The sequence below is a fragment of the Protofrankia sp. Cj5 genome (assembly GCF_917627405.1).
Lineage (GTDB): Bacteria > Actinomycetota > Actinomycetes > Frankiales > Frankiaceae > Protofrankia.
The window spans coordinates 1-19,750 of record NZ_CAKJTO010000082.1 but is presented as its reverse complement, the minus strand read 5'-3'; the positions used below and the strand labels follow the sequence as shown (position 1 = coordinate 19,750).

Here is a 19,750-nt window from a genome sequence, read left to right as displayed (position 1 = left end):
CGCTCTAACCTGGTCCGCCAGTACACGGCTGGTGAGCTCGAGCTGGTCGCCCCGCCGAAGAAGCCCGGCCCGCGGCTGGCCGCGACACTGGTCTGCCCCGCGCGCGGATGCTTCGACATTTCGTATTTCGTATTCTGTGCCCGAATGTCACGGTATGCTTCGATGGTCCGAACATGAGCTGAACGTCCACAGGGGTCAAGGTCAACGAAATCACCGAAGACGGGACTGTTCGGATCTTGGTCAGGATATTTTTTACGGAACCGGCGGAGACGGCCATGGACACGCTTTTCTCGGCGTAGGTCCTGGCTTCATCCTCGCGGTTGAGTTCGCTGTGCTTGTGCGTTGCATGAAGAGCTTGACGCCGATATTTCGGTCAACACTTTATATGAATCAATGTTTTATACGAATCGCAAGCTCGGCTTGTTCCCATGGCATCCGACCGGCAGCGTCCGGACGAACCGGCCGGACGAGTCCTGAGCGAACCTGATGAGAAGCACGTGGACGAGACGTGTGCACTGACCTGCTCTCGGTCCACGCGACCCGCGTTTCCGCAGCGCAGCGGTACGAGCGGTGAAGGGAAAGACGCCCATGACCTCACATTCCCTGGCCCCGGTGGCCGTCATCGGCATGGCCGCGCGAGCGCCCCGGGCTGATGGTGCTGAAGCCTTCTGGCGGCTGCTGCGTACCGGTGGACAGACGATGCACCCGGCTCCGCCGGGCCGCCTTTACGACTACGTGGCCGACCCGGCGCGGGCGGCTGCGCCGGTCCTGTCCTGCCTGGAGGACCTCGATCGGTTCGAACCCGCTCTGTTCGGCATCGCCCCGCATATGGCGGCCTGGATGGACCCCCAACAGCGGCTCATGCTGGAAGCCGTCTGGCACACGCTGGAATCAGCCGGTATCTGCCCCGGCTCGATAGCCGGGCAGGAGGTCGCTGTATTCATCTCGACCACCAGCGCGGACATGCGCGACCGGATGACCGGCCGACACGCGATCGACCGTTGCAGCGCGGTGGGGCTACTGCTCACGTTCGTCTCGAACCGGATCTCCCAGCAATTCGACCTGCGCGGTCCCAGCATCACCCTTGACACCGCCTGCGCTGGCGGTCTGACCGCGATCAGCCAGGCGGTGTCCGGGCTGCGTGCCCACGAATTCCGGATGGCGCTCGCTGGCGGTCCGAATGTGCTCATGCACGGGCACATGCATGCCGTCATGCGAGCGGCAGGAGCCCTGTCGCGCAGCGGCGTCGTCTCCTGCTTCAGCGAATCGGCGGACGGCTACGTCCGCGGCGAGGGGGCCTTCTGCTTCGCGCTGAAACTGCTGGACAAAGCGATCACTGACGGCGATCCAGTTCTGGCGGTCATCCGCGGCGCCGTGCTCAACCACGATGGCCGCCGCGGGGGCCTGACCCGGCCGGATCCCGATTCCCAGGTTGAACTCGTGCGCAGAACACTGGCCCAGGCTGATCTGGAGCCATCGGCGCTCGGTTATATCGAGGCGCACGCCGCCGGAACCTCAAAGGGCGACCCCGTCGAAGTGCAGGCGCTTGTGCGCCTCCTGCGTGAGTCGGCACAACCGGGTACGGGCGCGACCGCGTCCGGGCCGCAGGGCAGGCTCTGGATGGGATCCGTCAAAGCCAACATCGGCCATCTTGAGGGGTCCTCGGGTGCGGCGGGGCTCGCCAAGGCCATTCTGGTCCTGCGTCACCGCACCATCCCGCTCACCCCGGGGGTCGCCACCCTGCACCCGGATATCCCCGTGGACCGACACCCGATCGACATCGCGCGTACATCCCTGCCCTGGCCAGACGGCTCCACTCGACGCATCGGGATCAACGCGTTCGGATTCGGCGGAGCCAACGCCCACGTACTGATCGAAGAACCCCCGCCGCTGCCCTCCCCGTCGATCACATGGCACGGCCCATATCTCGTCCCGATCAGCACCCGGACCGCCTGGAGCCTGCACCGCCTCGCCGCTGCCCTCGCCGATCTCGTCTGCCAGGGCTCATCCGACCCCGGCGGCGTGGAAGTCCCACCGCCGGAGTTCGCGTCCGTAGTCTGGACACTGCAGATCGGCCGCGCGCAACTGCCGCGGCGTGCGCTGCTGGTGGTGCATGGACCAACGCAGTTCGTCGAGGCGGCCAAGGCCGTGTCCGAGAACGAACCGCATCCGCTCTCTTTGCTCTCCACCGACGCCGCGTCCCGGGCCCGGCTGGAAAACCTTGCTCTGGATGCCGGCACCGCCGCGTTGGCCAGCCGATGGCTGGCCGGTGAGACTGTGGACTGGAACTCTCTGTGGCCGGGTACCGATCGTCCCCGGCGTACCACGCTGGTCCCATACCCCTTTGACCGCAGGCGCTGCTGGCCCGAGGAGGCCGGGCGGCTTCACGGCCATGAGGGGGCCGGCCCCATCCTGAGATAGACCACTACAAAGAGCTTTCGGTAACGGGTGTAGCGGAGTTCAGAGGCGTGGATCAAGAGGTGGGGCTGGGGTGTGTGCATCGCGCGGCGCTGGCTGGGGAGCGATAACGCGGGGTGTGTGCCCCAGCCCCATTTCTTGATCTGCATCCTCTGTTGCCGGGGGCGCTGGGTACTTCTGAGGTGGATGCCGCGGTGGGTAGTGTCCATCGACGCGGGCGGCCGCTGCTGCTTTGGAGGTTCTAGCAGCCGCGCCAACTTCTGGTACCTCTGTGGCCTGTGGCCTGTGGCCGGGCGGCCGCTTGCTTGATGTGTGCTTCTGTCCGTCGCTGGTTCGGATCGGCCCGCGCCGTGGGCCTTCGCCGTGGGGCCCGTCGACGGGCTGCCGTCGTTTTGCATGGAAGGCCCGGAGCCGGCTATTCCCGGGGGATGCTGGAGCGCCCCGCGCGGTTACCCGGTTCACACCAGTTGTACACGTCGCCTCGCATAGCCCGCGGGTCTGCTGAAGCGCGGTGGACGTCAGCTGGATACCAGCGCCAATCTTGTTGGGATCTCGCTAGTGTCGCATGTCACAAAATATTTCACAGTGATGAATTAGTCATGCTAACATGCCAAATGTTTACAAGATTCGTAAGAGGGACGGGAAGGTGTCGTGGGCGTGGTCCGTGCGCGGGAGGCGTTGGCCTTGACAGCGTACGAGTCGGGTAGGCGAGGTGGCGTGATCCTTGAGTGTAGGGATCGCCGAGCCGGTTGGGAAGTCCCGGTCTGGGACGATGCGTCCGGTAGGTGGAGGGGTTCCCTGTGAGAACATCAGACGCTGGGCTGGTCGGGCAGCTGGTTGACACCGCCCGCTATCCTTTGTCGGCGCCGACGGGTACTGACTGGGAATATTTGGTCTCCCGGGTCCGGAGCGAACTCCAAAATTCTGGATGCAGTGTACTGCCGAACTTTATTCGGTCTTCCCGATGTGATGAACTACGCCTGGAATGCGCTACGATCGCTCCGCTGGCGTATTACGGTGTCGAAACGGTCAACGCCTACAACATCACGCCCGACGCATCCCTACCAGAAGATCATCCGGGGCGCGTCACGATGCGGCGTGGCAATGCGTTTGTGGCACGCGATCGAATCCCGGAGAATTTTATCATCCATCAGCTCTATGCCAATGAGCTGTTTCAGCACTTTATTGCCAGCTGTTTCGGCATGTCCTGTCTCTACGAGCTTGCGGACTCCTTGGCTGGCTTGTGTCTCAACATCGTTATGCCGGGAATGGAGCACCCGTGGCATTTCGACACAAACGAGTTCGCAGTGAGCCTGCTCACGCAGGAGCCGCAGGCCGGCGGCGTGTTCGAGTACTGTCCGGACATCAGGTCCGTACAATCGGAAAATTTTGCTGACGTTCGAGCTGTGCTGACCGGCGGCGGTGAGCAGCTGATCCGCAGCCTCTCGTTGCGGCCAGGGGATCTTCAGTTGTTCAAGGGCCGTTATTCGATGCATCGGGTGAGTTCCGTGCGCGGTGAGACAGCTCGTCATTCAGCGATCTTTGCGTATAGCGAACGTTCCGGCGTCGTGGGCAGCGTGGCACGGACCAGGCAGCTTTTCGGCCGGGTACTGCCTCAGCACCTGGCGGCCGCGGGACGCGCGGTGCGGGTCGATCAGCTACTGGATTAGAGCGCCCGGCAACAGGAGCGTGGATCAGGGAGCGGGGTTCGGGTGCGTGCATCGCGAGGCGGCGCGGGGAGGCGCGGGGAGGTGCCCTGTGTTGGGCGTCGGCCGATGAGCCGGGGTACCCGTGCATCGCGCGCGGCGATGGATGGGGAGCGACGATGCGAGGCGCCGCCTGGGCGGCGCGAGCCAGACGGTCTTATTGCCGGGCCCCTTTTAAGCGTCGGTGGCGGGCCGCATCCGCCGCGTCCACCTTGAAGGCGTGTTCAAACAGCGGCGGTTCGCCTCCCCGGAGGGGCAGGCGCTCGTTCTGGACACGGCCGTCGGCCATCGGTGTGAATCCGCCCGGTCCGGAAGCCGACGGCTGGCTCTACGCGCAATTCTACATCTCTCGGCCATGCGACACGAAAAATTTACGCAAGCTGTAGCTATCGCACCGAACATGCAGTCGTCCAGCTCCCCCAACATCACCGAGGTCGAGGATGAGTGTGCACAACGGTCAAGAGTGGTCCACCCGAACTTTTGGCAATGAAGAGCGTCTGCCGCGAGTACCACTGCCCACGTTAGATGCCAGTTGCGAGAGATTTCTGGCCTGGTGCGCGCCGCTGCTGACCGCAGCCGAACTGGCGGCTACGGAGGCGGCGGCCGCCTCCTTCCGCCGACCGGACGGTCCCGGCCACAAGCTGCACGCGGCACTCGAGCAGTACAACTCCAGCGACGGCGTGCACAGCTGGCTCGACACATTCTGGTCGTCCCGGTATCTGGGCCGTCGCGACCGTATAGCCCTCAACGCGAACTTCTTTTTTTTGTTCAAGGCTTCTCCCCAACAGCAGGTGGACCGGGCGGCTGGGCTCATTGCCGCGGCTGTCGACTACAAGATGCGGCTCGACGAGGAGCTCATCGCGCCGATCGTCCAGCGGGGGCAGCCGCTTTCGATGGAGCAGAACAAGTTTCTGTTCTCCACGACGCGAATACCTGGACCTGTACAGGATGCCGTCCGCGCGCCCTACAGCGAACAGTGGCCGGGCCCGTCGCGGGCGCGCCATATCATGGTGTTCTTCCGCGGCAACATGTTTCGCCTGGACGTGATCGGTCCGGACGGCCGGCCCTACATATTTGACGATCTCGTGGCGGGGCTGCACACAATCATAAAGGCCGCGGCGACGCGGCCCGCGTGGGAGGAGCCGGTCGGGCATCTCACCACCAAGGCTCGGGCCGAGTGGGCAGCCAGTCGACAGGCATTGCTCGCCTGTCATCCCGGCAACGCGGACGTGTTTGAGACGATAGAGAGCGCGCTGTTCTGCATGTGTCTGGAGGACTTCGCACCCAAGGACCCCTTGATGGCGTGTGACCAGCTGCTGCACGGTGACAGCGGTAATCGGTGGTTCGACAAGGCCGTATCACTAATCGTCTTTGAGGACGGTACGGCAGGTATCAACGTGGAGCATTGCAGCCTGGACGGAACTACGGTCCTCAATTTCGTCGACGCGCTTGTGGGCGCGGCGGCCGAGGAGCGTCTGGCGGCCGGCGCCGAGGCCGAGGCCCGGGGGGTGCCGAGCGTCGTTCCTGTTGAGTTCGTGCTGGACGACGACCTGCGGGCCGACGTACGGGCCGCCGCCGCGTCGTTCGCGGCCTATAGGGCCGACACCGCCACAGCCATCCTGTCGTTCGGCGATTTCGGTGCCAACCGGGCCAAAGAGCTACGGATGTCACCTGATGCGTTCGTACAGCTGGCCTTTCAACTGGCCCACAAACGTGCCAAAGGAGTGGTGGGCACCACCTACGAGTCGATCGCCACGAGACAGTACCAGTACGGGCGTACGGAGGCGATGCGCGTTGTCACGCCCGAGGTGATGCGGTTCGTAGCGACGATGGATGACCCAGACATGGCCGCGGCGGCCCGCAGGGCAGCGTTTCGGGCGGCCGCCGAAAAGCATGTGGAACGCGCGAAGGAGTGCCAGGCGGGGCAGGCGCCCGAGCAACACCTGTGGGAGCTGCAGCTTATTCAGAAACGGCGCGGCGAGGAGCTGGGGGTGACCGAGCCGCTCGCTCTGTACGAAACTCCAGGCTGGCTCAAGATGCGGGACGATTACCTGAGTACGAGCTCCGTGCCCTCTGCGAACGTCCAGTACCTCGGTTTCGGATCGACGAGCAGCCGGTGTATCGGCATCGCTTACGTCCTGCTTCCTGACAGTTTCAACCTCTATCTGAGCACGCCGCTTTCGGTAGCTGACGAGATGACCGTCTTTGCCGACTGCCTTCGGGAAGCAGTGCGTGAACTACAGGAGCTGCTTGCCAGCGAGAAACTGGAGCTCCACGGGGCGTCACAGAGCGGATCCTGATATTTTTTCTCTCCCGCGGGTCACGGGGCCGAGCACGGCGAGGTCGCCGAGCTGCGGACGCGTGGCCCGCCTGAGGTGCCACACCCGGGATGCCCACAGCCCCCGTAAGCCTCTGCGGTGCGGTCACATCCGCACGCTGTTCGCTGCCCACGGGCCTGTTTCCGTCGCCGTGGTGTTCATGACTGAAAAATCTGGGCAGTATGGTGGCTCGGTGAGCGGCTGCGGCTCCTCGGCCCCAAGGCCCAGGGCCGGCCCGGGGCCGCTGCGCCACATTTTTGGCAGTGCTGTCCTATGCGAGTCGGTGCGATTCTCGCACGGCGTCAGGTCTCGATGGACAGGGGCAGCTCACCGCGAGCAGGTTACGTTGAACGGGCCGCTGGCCGCCGCGGTGACAGTATTGCTGCAGGAGACGATATTTTGGGTCTTGTTCGGTTTGTCGATGCTGACTCCGTAACCGGGGCCGCGGACATCCAGCTTGTTTCCGGTGATGATGTTCCCCGTACCCCAGCCGTCGATGATCACATGAGTCTGGATGCCATCCTTCGGGCTGTTGACGCCGATGTTGCCCTCAATACGCCAGTTGTTGCCTTTCACGTCCACCCAGGAGTCCGCGGAGTTCGCCCCGGTGATGGTTGATCCGTCGAAAGTGTTGTTGCTCAGGACCCCGCCGGTTGTGGCTTCCTTGATGTCGACGGCCTCGGCGGTGATCCCGCTGATGGTGTTACCGATGATCTGATTACGGTCGGAGTTGTCCGGCTTCCCGCCGCTGAAACGCTCCCAGTTCGACTTCGCCGTGCCGATATAGATGCCCTCGCCGAACCCGCGCTCCTTGCGACCGGTACCGTTCACGGTGCATCCGACGACGAAGTTGTCGGTGGAGAAGTTCCGTAGGTGGATGCCCTCGTCGCCAACGTTGCGCACGAGCAGGCCGGTGATGACCGCGCCGTGGGTCTGGTCGGTCATCACTCCCTTCTGGCCGTTCTGGATGGTGAAACCCTCCAGCCGCCAGTAGTCGGCCTTGTCGAGATGGAAACCGTAGCCTTCGCTGATCGACCCGCCGTCGATCACCGCATTACGTGAGCCACGCACAGTGATCGGAGCCTTCGCGTTCGCTGCCCGGTTGCCCACGAAGTGGCCTGTGTACTGGCCGTCCGCGAGTTGGATGAGGTCTCCTGGCTGGGCCGCCGCGAGCGCGGCGGTCAGCTGATCGGCGGTGGATGCCGTTACTGTCCGCAGTGGTGCTGGGGCGGTTGGTATTTCAGCCAGCACGGCGGGTGGTACCACCGCAGCAGGCGCGGCGGCCGCGGACGGGGTGGCCGATGCCGATCCATCCCCGGTGGCGGTGAAGGTGGCCGTCACCTCGATGGTGTCGCTGTTGGTGCGGACCCGGGCGGTCAGCGTGTGTTTTCCGGCCGCAACGGCATCGAGGTGGAGTGTGAACGGCGCGTCCCGGTCGTCGAGCAGCGTGTTGCCGTCGAGCGAGAACTTGACCCGTTCGACCTTGTCAAGAGTGTCCGTTCCCGGACTCAGAGTAACATCTACACCGGCCGGCACGGACTGCCCGTCCAGCGGGTGTGCGTCGGCGACAAGCACCCAGCGGTCATGGGTGCCGGCGGAGGGGCCCAAGCCTGTGGTGGGCGTGTGCCCGGTTGCGCCGGCAACAGGCGCCGACGAACCGCCTCCGCCGCCCAGCAGGAGGAACAAGAGGAGAAGGATGACGACGACAACCGCGATCCCACCACCGATCGGTAGCCACAGCCGGCGCCGCCCGGTCATCATTGCGTGGAAGCCTTGGCGGTCTCTCACGGGCCGGGGCATGACAGTGGTTTCAGTGCCAGTGCCAGTGCTGTCGCCAGCGCCCCTGGCGGTGGTGTCGTTGTCAGAGCCGTCGCGGGCGCGACCGTCCGTTGAGGCAGGTCCCATCCGCTACTCCTCGTGATGCGATGTCCGCAACTGATCTGTACCGGAGCATACCGGGGTCTTTATGGGCGATCTTGACCGACTGGTTGTCCATTGATCGTCGGCGGTCCCCTTCCGGGGCTTTGTGGTGTGTGGTGATAATGATCACAAAGGTCGGCGAAGGGTCCGTGGTATGCCGTCGAGGCCCGACAGGACTCTGCCGGATAGTCCTGTCGGGTATGAGCGCCCGGCAACAGGGGATGCGGAGCATCCAGCTCGCGTCATTGCTCCCCATCGGTCGCTTCTCGTCCATCGCCGCGCGATGCCCGGGTACCCCGGCTCATCGGTCGCCACCCACCACATCCAGCGACTCCCCGCGCCGCCTCGCGATGCACGCACCCCAACCTTTTTTCTTGATCTGTCTTCCCGCTTGTCGGGTGTTCTCAGCCGAGGTTGGATGCCGAAAATTCGAGGTATCTACGTCAGCGTGCCAGAAATTCCTTCAGTGGTATTGGCTGGCGCTGTCGGCGGGTGATCCGCGGCTCGGCAGCTATGGGTGCGCGGCGGTGTCGTCGAACGAAAAATGGTCGAAAATATTACAAACCGTAATAAATGCGTCATTTTTTGTGGACAACTGTGGCGCGCGAGCCGTCGCCACAGGCAATATTTCTGTTGTTACCGGTCCACGATCACGATCAGTGCGACGTGGGGCCACGCCGCGGCGGACGGCGATCCGCCGGGCCGGTTTCGTCAGGGCGCTGGAGTTGCCCGAAGGCAGCGGATCGAGCACCATCCGGTTGTTGGTGGTTTCGCTCTCGCGGCCGGCAGGCCACTCGTCCGTGCTCCCGCCGCGCGGGCGGCCGGGGCGCTCCGCTCCGGCGCTTGGTGGCGGTAGTGGCATTTTCGCGCATCACGCGTGCAACATGTTTGTGACATGGCGCTCCGTCGCAACCAGCACGGGATGGCAGGACACGGCGGCCGGGGATGGAGCGAGCCTCCCAGGACGGAAGCAAGTGGCTCTCGAACCAATGCACCGCCGCCGGATGGAAGGGTGGAACGTGTGCTCACTGTTGCTGGTTGTCAGCTGAGGGTCGATGCCGTGTTGACTGGCCCAGATGCGCGCCAGAAAGATGTGGCTATGACCACTCCGTCGGAGTCCGACGTCTGACTAACTCTATAGCTTTGGCGGTGGGTGTCACTTCTGGTCGTCCGGTTATGTGCCAGGCTGTCGCGTCGGGGGGATGGCGGGACAGACGATGGGGAGGCTTGTGTGCGCGAGGTTAAGGTCAAGTTCCATGTGAGAGACAGGGAGGCGCTCCTCTTGGCCCTCAAGGCGCGAGGCGTCGAGCTGGGCGAGCCGTTCTTTCAGGATGACCAGGCGTATGCTCCCGATCGCTGGACGTTTGAAGACAGCCGGCTGGGCGTGGCCTTCCCGCGCCTCCGCACGATAAACAACCGTCATTTTTTCGCGTTGCGACGGCCGACTGTTAATGCCCAGGCGTGTGATGCATATGAGACCGAGGTCGCTGATCGTGACCAGATGCATCAGGCGATCCTGAACATGGGTTTCTGCCCGACGGTACGGGTGGCCAAGACCCGGCGGATGGCACAGCTGGGGAACGTGTCACTCTGCGTCGATGAACTCGACAAGCTGGGTATGTTCCTGGAGCTTGACTGTCCCGTGCCCGCCCATGAGTCGGTGGTTGCCGTCCAGGAGGCCTTGAATGTATTCGTGACTTCTCTGTGCGTTGATGTGGCGCGTACGGAGGAGACCTGTGATGCGCTGGTGCGGACCGCGCAGCTACGGGTAGCATGATTTCGTCGCTGGCGGCGGAAAGTTTCCCGCGGGCTCGGTGCTGACTTCAAACGCGGCACTGGTACCGGCGGCTGGATGGCCTGACTACGTGACGCCGTGAACGAATCTCTTGTTGATCTTCGTAGAGTAGTGAGACGGTCCGGCTCCGTCGCCCTGAGCGGCTTATCATGTGCGCTGCGCATGAGTCTGCCCGCTTGGGCCTTGATGTGTATCGCCTTGCTCCGTGCTGGGCTGGGCGGTCGGATCGGTTTCACTCTGAGGGAGTAACCACAGTAGCTTCCGCCCAATTGCGTATGCGTCGATCCGTCCCTCATGCATAAACTGCTCATCGAGCGGATGGGGCGCCGATGTTCGGGCACACGTGACTACAGACGGGCGGGCTACAGCACATGTCGCGAAGCCATGTCCGAATGGATAGGCTCGTGGCGGACGAATGGGGCATGCTGTCGTCCTGTCGAGCTGGACGCTCCGTATCCGGTCTGTCGTCGGCGGCGTGCCGGAACCTGTCCGAGATTCGTTTTCAAGCATGATCGGGGCCCCCGTCCGCGTGGCTGCCGCGCCGGTGGAGCAGGCTCTCGCAAGCAGCCGGTCAGACGACCATTCCCGCTGCTCCCTCAGTCGTTCCGGGCAGTTTCCGCGTCGCTTCCGGCGGTTTTCCGATCTTATTGTGACGCTTGCGACCAGGGTTCTGCACAGCGTGCTTTCGATGTTTTCCCCCGGCCTGCCCCCTGGCTGGGAAGGTGTACCAGCCCACAACCGCCAAGCGGTCCAACTGGCCGGCGTGGCCAGCTTCGGTGGCCACGTGCGGGGCTGGGTCCTGCGCTATGCCATGGTCCGGCGGGGGCCGCCGAGATAGGTATGTGCCAGCCGGTGGCCGGGGTTTCCCGGCGCGCGAGACGAGTCATGATCGAATAAGCTTCAATCGGAATTTCCGCGCGGTCATGCTGGGTTCCCGACAGGGTTCTTCATGGTCACTGAGGCCGAGATCGGTGACTCACCGACGCCGGTTGCGCCACGCTGCCGACCAGGAGACCGTCTGTCGCTTCGCACCGGCTTTCTGTTCCCGCCAACACATCTCTGTCTGGTTTTTCCAGCGGGATTGGCGGGCCTGATCGGGCTCCGGTCCGCTTTCTTTCACGTCCAGCAGGCTGAATGGGGCATCGTCGCGACTCACGCCACGGACGGCCCTTCAGCTCCGCAGTCATTCGAGCCCCCGAGGATGGCCCTTGTTGACCACTCTTGGCCCATGGTCCGGACATCGTCACGACAATACGGATTGGGCGGCGGCCGGCCAGAAAAAGACCGACCAGACATCGACCGATCGGACGCGTGATACCGTCGGTGTGACGGCCCGCCGCCAACCAGGCGAACTTGAAGGAGCTGTCCTGGCGGCGCTATGGGCTGCGCGGACGCCCGTGAGTACCGGCGCTATTCAGCAGATGCTGGGTGGAGGACTCGCGCACAGCACAGTAGCCACCACGCTCGGCCGCCTTATCACCAAGGGGCATGTCGAACGGGTACGTGTCAGACGGGTGTGGATGTACCGTACGACCCGATGTCAGGAGGAGTACGCCTCCGCACGAATGCTCGCGTTGTTGGGCCAGGTCACGGACCAGGACACAGCCCTGCGTCACTTTGTGGCCGGTCTTTCATCCCGGCAGGTACGGCTCTTGCGAGTCCTGCTCGAAGCGGCCGGCGGCGCTTCCCCTGAGCAGGATGCCGCTGAGCAGCACCCCGCTGATCGTGGTGCCGTGGGCTGATGACAACGGGCGCTCACATCGGTGACCCGCGATGGGGGGCACGGGTGGGAGAGATCCCGGGAGGGTCCTGCCATCGAAGATCGTTATACGTCCATCGGCAAGATCGGGGCTAGCGGTCAAAGCTGTCCTGCCATCAGTTGCCGAGATAGATGATCTTTGGATCGGGCTGAGGGCTTCGGCTGCCCATCGCTGGAAGTCAACATCGCGGCACCGTGGCCCAGATCCTTACAGTCCACGAAGTCACGGTCGATGATTGTTGCGGAGTGTAATTATTATGGATCTACGGATGTGTCCTGGCCGAGGATTCCCGGCTCGGAGCTACGCGAGGATTTCCGGCTCTGATGCCAGTGCCATTTCCGTTTGCCAGTAAACTTACTAAAGATACTAGGTTATCGAAATTTCCTTCGACAGATTTGATCAACAGGGCATCGTCGGCCGAGCGGAGTGGGCGGGCCTGGATCTGGCGTGGCCCGTTAGTGGTACCCGGCGCCGCGGCCGCAGCCACTCGAATCCGTGGTTGCGATTGCAGGTGCAAGTGCATATGCATTGTCGGGCAGCACGAAGATCGACGTCGCCGTTCCCCGAAGTCCGTTGGGTGCGTGAAATGAACGGTGGCGGCCTACTCCGAGGCTGCTGTCAGATTGGCGACGTTGATCCGGCCCATACGGGCCTCCCGGCGCCCCTCGAGGGGCGCCGGCCAGGTGAAAAGAACTATGATCATGTTGTCTTTGGCCGTTAGGTCCTCCGCCGCCGGTAGTACTCGACGATCCACGCGTCGACATCGCGTTTGCGCCACACGCGGGTGCCTTTGGAGCTCGCGGTAGGCGCGTTGATGACCTGCAGGGGGGTGGGGAACTGTGGGTCCCTGCGCGTCCAGTAGTCAACCGCCTGGCGCGTGATCTTTAGCTGGAAGGCTATGTCCCCGATGCCGACCAGACGTTCACCGTCGTCCACGCGAACAGCGTAACGGCTTTGCTGGCTGCCAAGTACGCCGCTATGGTTTGTTTTGCTGAACAGCAAATTCTCCGGGAGGATACAGATGGTGGTACCGGTAACTCGCCGCGACGTGGTTCGGGCGATGCTGGATCGCGACGAGGCATATGATCAAGACCCGCATGGGGATCCGCCGCTCTCGGTAGCCCGCTATCGTTGCGCTGTGCGGGCCGCGATCGATGTCGTGCCCGAACTTCTGACAGAGAAGGGAATGCGCAGGTCAGGCGGTGAATTCGAGGCATACTCGGCAGGTGTGCGCGATGCGTTGGACGCGGTCGCGGGCGCGATTGCGTCGGTCGTCAATGCTGTGGGGGATCCCGGTCTACCGACGGGCGGATCTGGACAGGCCGAGGCGTGATCGCGGCATCGGCAAGGGAGCGGGACGTTGGACCCGTGAACCCGCTGCTGGGCCAGCCGCGCCCGCAGGGCCGGACAGGATGGCGGAGGCTTCCGAAGCAGGGAGGAAAACGCTCATGTGGGACGAGGCACGGTCCGACGACGACCGTGACATCGGTTGGGGCGATGACCAGGACGTGCCTGAGGAGGGTGTGGGCACCGACATCGAGCGGCTGCGGGCCGAGCGTCCGCCCCATCATCTCGACCGCGACGCTTTCTGATATGCCCGCGGACTGGACTCGCAACGAGGCGAAGGCGGAGCTGCGGGCGCGTCTGCTGGCGGCCCGCGCCAGCCGGACCGCAGATAAAAATCTTGGATTGAGCGGCTCGCCGCCGGTGGCTTCGATGGGCGGGCGCACGTCCGCTTTGTTGACCCGCCGGGTGCTCGCCCTCCCGGAGGTGGCCACGGCCCGTTGGGTGGCCGCGTATGTGAGTCTGCCTGGTGAGCCAGAGACTGGCGGACTTCTCGTTCAGCTGCGGGCTCGGGGAGTGGGTATCCTGCTGCCGTCCATGCGACCCGATCTTGATCTGGACTTCCGGGAGTACAGTGGATCACTGATCGCGGGCGCTTTTGGAACTCGCGAGCCGCCACTCGGCGCGAAGGTCGTTGATCTTTCCCAAGTGGATGTCATCGTTGTTCCGGCGCTGGCGGCTGATGTGCGTGGAGGGCGTCTTGGGCGTGGCGGCGGATCTTACGATCGGGCGTTACGGCGCGTGAGAACGGATGCGCTGATTGTGGCGATAGTTCATGATCGTGAATTGGTTGCCCATGTTCCGACTGAATCGCATGACGTGGGCGTTCATGTCATCGTCGCGCCGCATGCCACCGTACGTTGCGGGGCGTCCGGGGTCTTGGCGGACATGCGGTAGCACGTCTGGTGTGTAAGCTGGCGATCATTTTTATGATCGCCAGCACTGAGAGCGTGTGTGAGATCGGGCTTTCGATCAGTGAGCCGCGTCCAGGCGCCCCCTGGCAAGGCGGCAGGCCGAAGCGATACCGGATGAGTTGTCTCGGTGTGGCCGACAACACGGCCAGGGGGCGTCTGGAGGCGGCGAGCCGGAATGACGATCTCACACACGCTCTGAGGCGGACAGCCGGCTCGGATCCATGCTCTGGGGGTGGTCTCCGACGCGCCGCTATCATCTCGGGTTAGAGTTGGCAGTCATCGAAGTCGAGTGCTAACTCCTGGGAGGAGTCCGTGCCGCGCTACGAGTACCGCTGCACCGCGTGCGATAATGATCTTGAAGTTGTGCAGAGTTTCAACGATGCGGCGCTGACCGAGTGCCCGGCCTGTGGCGGCAAACTGCGCAGGGTGTTCAGCTCGGTCGGCGTCGTGTTCAAGGGTGCCGGTTTCTACAAGACCGACAGCCGATCCGGTGGCGGTGGAGCCCGAGACCGGGCGAAGGAAAAGGTCAGCAAGGAAGCTGGCGCTGATACGTCCGGCAAGGAAACCGTTGGGGCTGGTACGCCCGCAGGGGGCGGTTCGGTGGACGCGACGTCGAGCGCCGCAAGCTCGTCGACCTCCGCAAGCACGGCGTCATCGTCTAGTTCAGGCAGCTCGTCCAGTTCGTCCGGCGGCTCGAGTACAGCTGCGGCTTGATCGATGCGGGCTCCCCGGGCTCCTGCGGGAGCCCGGGGCACTGGTAACAGCTCTCCGCGAGAGCGACTGTTTCGAGATCGTGGCCGGAGTCGGTTTTTCCACAGGGCGCGGCCTCGAGCGTGGGTGAGCGATGCTTTGTCCACAGCGTGTGCTCCGGCCATGACGGTTTCCCGTTCGGTGGCTAACGTGATCTTCTCGTTTGTTCGTGAGGATCCTGGAGGTCGCGATGTGGCTTGCCGGACGCATACCGGCGCGCATCGGGGAGGTCCGTGCCTGGCGGCTCGCGGTTGGGGCCCGGCGGCGGGTTCTCGCGGGTCTTTGCGCTGCTCTGACCCTGCTCCTTGCCACTGGCGCGCTGCGCTCCAGCCGTCCGCTGCCCGGCACAGCGGTGGTCGTGGCGGCGGTCGAGCTGGACGGTGGAGTGGTTATTGCCCCAACCGACATCCGGATCGTGTCTTTGCCAACGGAAGCGGTGCCAGCGGGCGCTGCCCGGCAGCCCGAGGATGCCGTTGGTCGTACGCTGGCCGCACCGGTCGGTCGTGGTGAGACGATCACCGACGCGCGCTTTCTCGGCCCCGGGCTGCTCACCCAGCGGCAGAGTGCTTATGGCCTGGTCGCGACGCCAGTACGGATCACTGATGCTGGATCCGTCGTGTTCCTGCGTGTGGGTGATCGGGTGGATGTGCTTGCGGCATCCACCACAGCGGAGGTTGCAGAAACAAGATCGCGCGATGGGGCCATGCCGCTGGATGGGGCTACACCACGGGATGGGGCTACACCACGGGATGGGGCTATGCCAATGGCGCTCCCAGCACCCACTGGCGATACATCGACAGCGTCGGGCGCCGAAGCCGGCAGCGCGACAGTGGTTGCGTCCGACGTCACCGTTTTGGCGCTTCCGCGTCCTCGTGAGCTGGGAGAAGGTAATGCGGGGTCAACCGACGGCGCATTGATCATTATTGCCGCGACACCACGGGTTGCCACCGTGGTCGCGGGTGCGGCAGTACACGCTCGGCTGTCGGTAACTATTCGTGGGCGAGTGCTTCCTTAAAGAGATCGACAAGAGAAGGCATGGCGTCGCCGACCACTTAGAGCGACCGGCAAGAGGGGACGCGGTGTCGCGGGGTTGGGGCGCGCACCTCGCGTCATCGCTCCCCGTCCATCGCTGCGCGATGCACGGGTACCCCGGCTCGTCGGTCGCCACCCAACACCTCCGGTGCCTGCCTCCGCCGCCTCGCGATGCATGCACCCCAGCCCCACTCCTTGATCCACACCCCTATTGCCGGAGCGCTCTAAGGGCGTATTTCGAAAGTCAGCTGTCCGGCTTCCTGATCGAACGATGACTTCCGAGGCAGGCCGTAGGAAGCAGCTGTAATCGAGGTAGCCCTGGGGGCTTTATAGGAATATTTTCGATCTGATTGTGACGATTAATAATAATCGGGAGGATTATAAGACTGATTATTTTTTGGAGTCGAGACAAAACAGAAAGTTCCTACCCGGTGTGCGAGCTCCGGGTCGTGCGTGCTTGTATCGGAGCTAGGGCATGCCTGATGGATCTTTGATCGTGCGGATCAATGCCCAGGAGGTGGCTTGCTGCGTTGTCGTCGGTCCGGATAGAACATCACTATCCGGACCTCCTCCGCCTTGCAGGCCACCTTCTGGATCATCGCCCACACCGACCAACATCCATCAGGCACGCCCTAGTCGACCTGAGTGCACCAGACCGGTCCTGGAGCAATCTTCCGTGACATGGCCGGTCCACTCAGGTGGAATCGAGCCGCGGTGAGGCAGTTTGGATCTCTGTGTATTTGCGGGGAGGGGACGACGATGGGCATCTCCATCGACGATGGTGCCTGTGGTGTGTGGCAGCGTGTGCCCGACGAGGTCATCAGCCGGTTTGACGGCATCCCGGGGGCCGCTTACGAGGTAGCGGACGAGGTCACGTGCGCGCTTGAGGCCGGGCATCCCGATAATCACATGGCTGTTCTTCAGGGCTGGGGCAATCAGGAGGCATGGCTGATATGGGCCACACCTACAACGGTTACCGCGCCAGGATGCCGAGCGGATGGACTGACCTGCCTGCTCCCCGAGGGACACGTCGGACGCCATCATGTGATCATGACGGATGTGGTGGAGGACGAAGGCCCCTACTGGTGTGAGAGTCGCGCTGATCTGGAACTACAGCGGGCACCGATCTGATCGGGCCCAGAGTGGGGCCTGTCAGTCATGGTCGGTGGCCAAGGCAACGCTGTCGGCGTGAAAGACGAGCGTGACATCAGTATCGCTGGCGAAGTCAACGAGACGAGCGTGGGCCGGTAGCTCATTGAGTATCCAACAAAGATCGGATACGGTACTTCCTTCGCAGACCGTGACCGAATGCTCTCGCTGTTCGGCCCGGTGTGAGTGCGCGTGTATCAGATGCTCGGCTGCCGGTATGCACGCCTGAACACCGTCGTCCACCGTCATGATGGCCGCGTCCGTGAGGGCGCTGGCGGGTTGACATGCTTCGGCGGATGCCAGGTAGGCGCGGAAGAGGACGTCAAGGAGTGACGGCAGCAGGCGGAGCAGGAGCGCGCATGGCTCTGTGCCCATCCCTGGCTGGGTACTGACGCTGACACTGATCCGTGTGCCGTCGATGTGTTTGGTGATCGTTACTGGCCCGCCGGTTTCCGGTCCGGGTGGTGCGGTTCTTTTGTTCATGGAGATAGATTCGCCGGGGGTGCTGGTCGGGTCCATCCCGGCGGACGGGGAGTTTTCAGCGCGGCTGCTGTTCGTGAGCTCGCCGCCTCCTCGGCCGCGCTTGGACGCGTTCTCGGCCGCACCGATACCACGCATCCGGTATCGGCGTGGCCTGTGGCCTGTGGCCTGTGGCCTTGCCAGGGAACCGCATGGAGGCGGCTCCCTGGTCGAACGACGACTTCCGCAACACGCCGTAGACCGTGATTCTCGTTGGACGCGGGCAGCGTGGCTCCGCGGCGAGGCGCGGGCTCTGGTTGCCAGAATTCGATCTTTAGCTGCAAAAATGAGATCGCGCCGGGCGGCATGCCGGCAGATCGAGAAGTGATCGAATGTGCGTCGACCGACCTGGCGGGTGTAGGATAGTTGGCCGTACCCGGCGTGACGAATCCGTGTGAATCCGTCCTGGGCCCCCGATCTGTTTCGATTCCCGCCTGATTTATGTTCGCTTCCGTTCATCTTTCGTTCATGTTGAATCGCTTCGATTCTTGCCGGCACCCCAGTCTGGGGGCGGACAGAACGGCGCTATTGCGCTGAAGACGAAGGGTCGCTTGTGAATATAGGGAAGCGTCAGGTCGCGGTCATGGGCCTTGCGATGTCGGCGGTGCTGGGGGTGGCCGCCTGCGGTTCCGACAACAACACGGCATCGCCGAGCTCGACGGCGGGCACTGCCACGGGCGCGATCTCCTGCGCAACAGGGTCGATCGTTGCCTCGGGCTCGACCGCGCAGAAGAACGCGATGGACGAGTGGGTCAAGAAGTACCAGACCGCCTGTTCCGGATCTACGATCAATTACCAGGCTGTCGGCTCTGCCGCTGGTAAGCAGGCGTTCGTGGATGGAAAGATCGATTTTGCCGGCTCGGATTCAGCGATCAGTGGTGACCAGGCGACCAGCGCGGCCAAGCGTTGCACTGGCGGGCAGCTCGTCAACCTCCCCATGGTCGCCGGGCCGGTCGCGGTGATCTACAATCTCGCTGGCGTGAAAGATCTACAGCTCTCCGCCGCGACCTTGGCGAAGATCTATTCTGGTGCGATCACCAAATGGAATGACCCGGTGATCGCGGCCGACAATCCCGGCCTGACGCTGCCGAGCACGACGATCGTCTCGGTGCACCGTTCGGATGGTTCGGGCACCACGGACAACCTCACCAAGTACCTGGCCGGTGCCGCCGCGAGCGACTGGACGTTCGCTTCGGGCTCGGACTGGAAGGCTCCGGGCGGCCAGGGCTCCAAGGGCAGCGACGGGGTGACCGCGACCGTGAAGGCGACCGCTGGCGCCATCGGTTACGTCGAGCTCTCCTTCGCGGAAAACGCGAGCCTTTCGACAGCAAAGATCAAAAATGGTGCTGGTGAGTATGTGGCGGTCAGTACCGAGGCCACCTCCAAGGGCGTGAGCACAGCGAAGGTCGCTCCGGCGCCTGACCTGAAGCTGACCTTCGACTACACGGCGACCACGCCTGGTGCCTACCCGATCTACCTTGTCACTTACGAGATCACCTGCACGCAGGGGCTGGCCGCGAGTCAGGCCACCCTGGTGAAGTCCTTCCTGACCTACACATCCTCCACGAATGGCCAGGCTGCTATCGCCGATCTCGGTTATGCTCCGCTTCCCACTGATCTCGCCAGCAAGGTGAGCTCGGTCGTGGCGACCATCTCATAGCCATTCTCCCCGCCGGCCGGAGCGACGGATCCTGACCGGACGACCGCCGGTGTGCCCACCACGGCTGGCTCCAAGGGCCGCCAGGCGCGCGAGAGAGATTTCGCGCACCCGGCGGCCGACCGGGCGGGCACACCGGCCACCACCTGTTGAGAGGCATTATGAGCAGTGAATCGGATGGCCAGGGCGCGGGTTCACCGAGAGGCAACGGGCCACCAGCGCTCAAAAAACCCGTCAGCGGCAGCGCGCATGCGCGGGTCAGCCCCGCGGACCTCATCTTCAAGAACGTGACCCGCGCGGCCGGCATCGGCCTGCTTGTCCTTATCGCGGCGATCGCGGCTTTCCTGGTGATTGAGGCCACGAGCGCGCTGCAGGCCAACACCGGGAACTTCTTCACCACGACCGAATGGTTTCCCAACGCATCTCCGCCGGTCTTCGGAATCGCGGCACTGCTGTTCGGTACGGTGC

15 protein-coding genes and 1 pseudogene are annotated in these 19,750 nt (G+C 63.7%); 13 read left to right on the top strand and 3 right to left on the bottom strand.

From position 1 onward, the window contains the following. Positions 1–588: 588 nt before the first annotated feature. The 3 genes from MJ777_RS16810 (at position 589) to MJ777_RS16800 (ending at position 6,424) form a co-directional block, all read left to right on the top strand. The gene (locus MJ777_RS16810; protein WP_239311080.1) at positions 589–2,421 is read left to right on the top strand and encodes a polyketide synthase; all 1,833 of its coding nucleotides are present in this window, start codon (positions 589–591) and stop codon (positions 2,419–2,421) included. A 797-nt stretch (positions 2,422–3,218) separates the two neighbouring features. Continuing rightward, positions 3,219–4,088, top strand: a complete 870-nt coding sequence (locus MJ777_RS16805; protein WP_239311081.1) for an arpA protein — start codon at positions 3,219–3,221, stop codon at positions 4,086–4,088. A gap of 476 nt (positions 4,089–4,564) precedes the next feature. Beyond that, positions 4,565–6,424: a choline/carnitine O-acyltransferase gene (locus tag MJ777_RS16800; protein ID WP_239348075.1), complete on the top strand. Its 1,860-nt coding sequence runs from the start codon at positions 4,565–4,567 to the stop codon at positions 6,422–6,424. A 345-nt stretch (positions 6,425–6,769) separates the two neighbouring features. Here the strand turns inward: MJ777_RS16800 and MJ777_RS16795 are convergent, their stop codons facing one another. Continuing rightward, positions 6,770–8,347: a right-handed parallel beta-helix repeat-containing protein gene (locus tag MJ777_RS16795; protein WP_239377101.1), complete on the bottom strand. Its 1,578-nt coding sequence runs from the start codon at positions 8,345–8,347 to the stop codon at positions 6,770–6,772. A 1,246-nt stretch (positions 8,348–9,593) separates the two neighbouring features. Here MJ777_RS16795 and MJ777_RS16790 point away from each other — a divergent pair. After that, positions 9,594–10,139, top strand: a complete 546-nt coding sequence (locus MJ777_RS16790; RefSeq protein WP_239348072.1) for a class IV adenylate cyclase — start codon at positions 9,594–9,596, stop codon at positions 10,137–10,139. Positions 10,140–11,482: 1,343 nt separating this feature from the next. Next, on the top strand, positions 11,483–11,899 hold the full coding sequence (locus MJ777_RS16785) for a BlaI/MecI/CopY family transcriptional regulator (protein ID WP_255724097.1): 417 nt from the start codon (positions 11,483–11,485) through the stop codon (positions 11,897–11,899). 735 nt (positions 11,900–12,634) lie between these two features. Here the strand turns inward: MJ777_RS16785 and MJ777_RS16780 are convergent. Further along, positions 12,635–12,853 (bottom strand): hypothetical protein, encoded by a 219-nt coding sequence (locus tag MJ777_RS16780; protein ID WP_239308262.1) that lies wholly within the window; start codon positions 12,851–12,853, stop codon positions 12,635–12,637. 85 nt (positions 12,854–12,938) lie between these two features. Between MJ777_RS16780 and MJ777_RS16775 the strand changes: the two genes are divergently transcribed. From MJ777_RS16775 to MJ777_RS16750, 6 genes are all read left to right on the top strand, one after another. Beyond that, positions 12,939–13,250: a hypothetical protein gene (locus tag MJ777_RS16775; protein WP_239308261.1), complete on the top strand. Its 312-nt coding sequence runs from the start codon at positions 12,939–12,941 to the stop codon at positions 13,248–13,250. Between the two features lie 115 nt (positions 13,251–13,365). Next, positions 13,366–13,509, top strand: a complete 144-nt coding sequence (locus MJ777_RS16770; protein WP_239308260.1) for a hypothetical protein — start codon at positions 13,366–13,368, stop codon at positions 13,507–13,509. Between the two features lies 1 nt (position 13,510). After that, positions 13,511–14,158 (top strand): 5-formyltetrahydrofolate cyclo-ligase, encoded by a 648-nt coding sequence (locus MJ777_RS16765; RefSeq protein ID WP_239377100.1) that lies wholly within the window; start codon positions 13,511–13,513, stop codon positions 14,156–14,158. A 329-nt stretch (positions 14,159–14,487) separates the two neighbouring features. Next, positions 14,488–14,889 (top strand): FmdB family zinc ribbon protein, encoded by a 402-nt coding sequence (locus MJ777_RS16760; protein WP_239308258.1) that lies wholly within the window; start codon positions 14,488–14,490, stop codon positions 14,887–14,889. A 205-nt stretch (positions 14,890–15,094) separates the two neighbouring features. Continuing rightward, on the top strand, positions 15,095–15,940 hold the full coding sequence (locus tag MJ777_RS16755; protein ID WP_239377106.1) for an SAF domain-containing protein: 846 nt from the start codon (positions 15,095–15,097) through the stop codon (positions 15,938–15,940). Between the two features lie 776 nt (positions 15,941–16,716). Beyond that, complete coding sequence (locus tag MJ777_RS16750; RefSeq protein ID WP_239348069.1) at positions 16,717–17,088, top strand: hypothetical protein; 372 nt, start codon at positions 16,717–16,719, stop codon at positions 17,086–17,088. A 21-nt stretch (positions 17,089–17,109) separates the two neighbouring features. Here MJ777_RS16750 and MJ777_RS16745 read toward each other — a convergent pair whose 3' ends face one another. Next, complete coding sequence (locus MJ777_RS16745) at positions 17,110–17,589, bottom strand: hypothetical protein (RefSeq protein WP_239377099.1); 480 nt, start codon at positions 17,587–17,589, stop codon at positions 17,110–17,112. Positions 17,590–18,178: 589 nt separating this feature from the next. Here MJ777_RS16745 and pstS point away from each other — a divergent pair. Next, a complete protein-coding gene (pstS, locus tag MJ777_RS16740; protein ID WP_239348067.1) occupies positions 18,179–19,285 on the top strand; it encodes a phosphate ABC transporter substrate-binding protein PstS in 1,107 nt (368 codons plus the stop codon). 158 nt (positions 19,286–19,443) lie between these two features. After that, positions 19,444–19,750 (top strand): annotated as a pseudogene (locus MJ777_RS16735) (phosphate ABC transporter permease subunit PstC); the annotation flags it as partial.

Bases quoted from the DNA above. Each gene is read 5' to 3' on its own strand.
- MJ777_RS16750 (WP_239348069.1), top strand. From the start codon at position 16,717: ATGGGCATCTCCATCGACGATGGTGCCTGTGGTGTGTGGCAGCGTGTG.
- MJ777_RS16770 (WP_239308260.1), top strand. From the start codon at position 13,366: ATGTGGGACGAGGCACGGTCCGACGACGACCGTGACATCGGTTGGGGC.
- MJ777_RS16810 (WP_239311080.1), top strand. From the start codon at position 589: ATGACCTCACATTCCCTGGCCCCGGTGGCCGTCATCGGCATGGCCGCG.
- MJ777_RS16775 (WP_239308261.1), top strand. From the start codon at position 12,939: ATGGTGGTACCGGTAACTCGCCGCGACGTGGTTCGGGCGATGCTGGAT.
- MJ777_RS16745 (WP_239377099.1), bottom strand. From the start codon at position 17,589: ATGAACAAAAGAACCGCACCACCCGGACCGGAAACCGGCGGGCCAGTA.
- MJ777_RS16795 (WP_239377101.1), bottom strand. From the start codon at position 8,347: ATGGGACCTGCCTCAACGGACGGTCGCGCCCGCGACGGCTCTGACAAC.
- MJ777_RS16765 (WP_239377100.1), top strand. From the start codon at position 13,511: ATGCCCGCGGACTGGACTCGCAACGAGGCGAAGGCGGAGCTGCGGGCG.
- MJ777_RS16800 (WP_239348075.1), top strand. From the start codon at position 4,565: ATGAGTGTGCACAACGGTCAAGAGTGGTCCACCCGAACTTTTGGCAAT.